General features: G+C 24.7%; 3 protein-coding genes and 1 pseudogene. 1 reads left to right on the forward strand and 3 read right to left on the reverse strand.

Annotated elements, in window-relative coordinates; genetic code table 11:
• Window positions 1-216: 216 nt before the first annotated feature.
• Window positions 217-589 (forward strand): annotated as a pseudogene (locus tag KQA_RS21070) (transposase); the annotation flags it as partial.
• Window positions 590-610: 21 nt separating this feature from the next.
• On the opposite strand, the gene KQA_RS0218050 reads toward KQA_RS21070, so the two are convergent.
• The 3 genes from KQA_RS0218050 to KQA_RS0218060 all read right to left on the reverse strand — a co-directional run.
• Complete coding sequence (locus KQA_RS0218050; protein WP_010183038.1) at window positions 611-2062, reverse strand: hypothetical protein; 1452 nt, start codon at window positions 2060-2062, stop codon at window positions 611-613.
• Between the two features lie 200 nt (window positions 2063-2262).
• The gene (locus KQA_RS0218055; protein WP_029209662.1) at window positions 2263-3123 is read right to left on the reverse strand and encodes a DUF4135 domain-containing protein; all 861 of its coding nucleotides are present in this window, start codon (window positions 3121-3123) and stop codon (window positions 2263-2265) included.
• Window positions 3114-3681, reverse strand: a 568-nt coding sequence (locus tag KQA_RS0218060; RefSeq protein WP_010183040.1) for a DUF4135 domain-containing protein, incomplete at its 5' end; no start/stop codon positions are given. The genes KQA_RS0218055 and KQA_RS0218060, both read right to left, overlap by 10 nt.

Raw genomic sequence — 3681 nt, forward strand, 5'->3', positions numbered from 1 at the left:
AAATACGTGGCACGGTTTACTCCGAAATTACTGGCACAAATCGAAACGGAGTATCCAATTTGATTTCTGTCTAGGCTTTTTTTCTTCTGAAGATGTTCCAGGGTTTCTTTCCGGGTTTTCGGTAGTAGTAGAAAAATTCGAAATTATGCTGTACTTTGTAATCGGCTAGTAAGCTATCCAATTGAGGAATGTACTCACAAACATTATATACAATAGACTTTTACTATCACTCAGGCTAGTGAGGATGATAGAACACCATTAAAACAAGAACGATTTTTAGATAAAATATTTGAAAAACTATTTGTGGCTGATAAAGGCTATATAGGTAAGATTTAGCTAGGTTATCATTTATAGACGGTATTCAACTCATTACAAATATTAAAAACAATATGAAAAATTGTTTGATGACACTATCTGATAAAATACTCCTGAAAAAAATATCTGTCAAGTAGAGCATTCTAGACATAGGAGTTTTGGAAATTTCCTATCAAATATAATATCTGGACTTATTGCTTACAGTTTTTTGCCTAAAAAACCACAAATTAAATTTGAAACCCAAAATACTAACCAAATTTATTTATTCTTATAATCGAACTCAGGTCAGTAGGATTTAATTAAAAACAGATCCATTATAGATGAAAGGAATTGTTAAGTCTAATTTTTGAAAATTATTAGAAGTATCCGAAACAAAATTTCTATTTAAAGTAAGATGATTAATACCTGGGACATTGTTTTCTAATGGAAATATGCATAATATACCTTTTTCATGAAAATTAGGATGAACGAAAAAACTCAGGGACATGGAGTCTTTTGAAATTGGTATTCCATTAATTTCAAAACTATAGATCTCTTTCAAAGCTAATTGTATTTTTTCTAGATGTTTACGATATTTAATTTGTTCATTTTTAATATTAGCATAATGTAAACTATCCTCTTCTTCCTTTTCAGATTCAGAAGATTTTTTATAATTATTATTATAAAATCCTATTGGATTAATTTCAAATAAATTTGAATCTAATTTCATAATAGACTTTTCTGTTTCTTTATCATATCTTACAAATACTTCCATAATAGATGTATTTATTTTGTATTTAGGCAAACTCATTATCTTAATTATAGAATACTCTCCTTTTTCTTTCTCAATCTGCCTGAGATCACTATAAAATTCTGGTGAAAACGAATGCCTCAAATGTTCTTTATTATAAATAGATTCAAACAAATCATTTTCTTGAAAAAAAGATTGAGGATAAAATTTATAATTGTTATAAGAAAGTCTTACAAAAAAATATATTCCAATTAGAAATGGAACAGAACTTAGCACAGTCCACTTCAAATATTTATTATCAATAAAATTATATAACAAAGGACGCCATAAAAAACTTAATGTAATCGCAGAAATAAAAATGTAAATAGGTTTGTAAAGAAAAATAAACCAACGATTTCTAATTCGTTTTAAAAAACCAAATGTGATGAAATCTAAAGCAACAATTATACCAAAAGCAACAAAAAAACAATATGTTATTTCTAATATTATATAGGTATTAGAAAAAGATTTTTTTATTTCATTCAAAATACTAATTTCAAGAAGAAAAAGCATTATTGAGAACATTATAAAAAATAAAAGATAAGTTAAAGAAAAAATAGAACTCGATATTTTTTCCAATCGAAGAATAAAATCATCGTAACTTCCAATCTTATTTGTTAAGTATATTTTGAATTGTTTACTGAACTTTATATTATTCAAATTTATATCACCTGAGACATAACGTAAACCAACTGTGCCTATCCACAAGCCTCTAAAAAAAATATGTATTAATAAGCAAATAATAAAAATAAGCACTCCAATCATTAGAATAGTAATTGGAGTAATTAAAAAAAAGTCTGAACTTTCAAATTTAGCCATAATTTCATAGGCATAAATTTCCAAACCATACCAAATTTTAAATAATCCAAAGATGGTAAAACCCGAAATGAGTAATTCTAGATTCCAGCTATCCTCTTGAAGTTTATTTAACCATTTTTTTAATACGGATTGTTTATTATTTTCTAATTCAGAATTCATAACAAAAAAACTTAAAGCTTTATTTAAGGTAAAATAGTAATATTTTTATTAAAAGGATATGATTTTGCTTAGAACTCTTTTTAATAAAAACTTTTAATTACTCTGAAAATTATAAAATAGAAATGCATTAACCACAAATGAACTTTAACTATCTTTAATTATACTATATGAAAAGCCACATTCTATATTTATAAAGAATTTCAACTTTGAATACTCTCAATGATTAATTTTTTCTGATATTCTAAATCCCTAATTGATAATTTTTTTATATTTCTTTCAACAACTTCGATACAACTCAATTCAAAAAAATCTTTAATAGTTCCATGCTCAGTTACTAAATCTTTAGATGATGAATTTATTTCGAAATAAGGAATATCACCTCTAAGCAATTGTGTTACTTCATGTTCAAATATCAACCATAAATTAGAACATTTTGGTACATTTTTAAATGAAATGGACAAATAGTTTCTGATTTTTTGTTCGTAATGATCAGAACTAATCAAATCTTTAGGTGAATATATATGTTTTAATATTTTAGAATAAATACTGGTATCTCTCCATATGTATCTTACATGTGTGTCCTTAAAATTATATAATGGAGATGTACAAGAAAGTAAAGTAGATTTATTAGACATTATTAACCTGTAACAATCTTCAAATCCTTTAACAAATTCTATTAAATAATCGTCTACAAAAATTTTTTCACCATTTAATAATTCTGGAACATTTTTATCAATAAATTCTATTACTATAGGTCTGTTTATCATCTTCCAGTCTTTGGAGAAACGATTTATACCTGTCCTCTTATAACTATTTTTAGATGTTTGTTTTGAGTAACCTAATCCACACATTCCAGGAGGGAATAAATTTTTAAGATTATGATTTGCAAGCAAAAAGCTTTTTAATACAGTTTCATCTTTATCAGAATTAAAAACCCTAAAAAGCTTTTTAATTCTATTAGATATTATTGGTTGAATGATTGTTTCATGATCAATTAATATTGGTGTAGAAATATTTGCAATTACATTTTCAAAATGAAAATCTGTACTATTTAAAACCAAACGTATAAAATGCACGTTAAATGACCCGCTTTTGTATAGTAATTAAGTAGATCTTCTATATCCAAACATGGCTTTTTATAAATAAATTCTTGCCAATGATAAGTTTTTTTATTTAATATTTTGTATTTGTAATTTCCCAATTCAAAATGAATGTTAAACCAATCTAAAAATTTAAAATAAGAATCTGAAATGGCTCCGCTAGTTGGCTTAAAAATTAACTTTCTATTATCACTCAACTTTATTATTGAAGTAGAAGTTCCATTGTGAAAATCTCCCGCACCAATCGTTATATCATTTATTTCTGTATTACCCGATTTAATAATATTATTTGAAATTAGTAGATTTCTATCTTTTTTAAAAAAATATTGAATATTATATACATTATTGTCTATTTTATCACTATTATTAAAAAAAATAGTTTTAAATACGGGGAATAAAACAAAAATAGATGAGTTTTCATTTTTGTATAGTTTATCCATGAAATCATTTAAATTCTTTTTCAATATTTTTTTTTCTTTAAAAAAGTATATAAAAAAAAATTCATTTTTTTTAAATAAA

The organism is Aquimarina agarilytica ZC1 (genome assembly GCF_000255455.1).
Taxonomy (GTDB): Bacteria; Bacteroidota; Bacteroidia; order Flavobacteriales; family Flavobacteriaceae; genus Aquimarina; species Aquimarina agarilytica.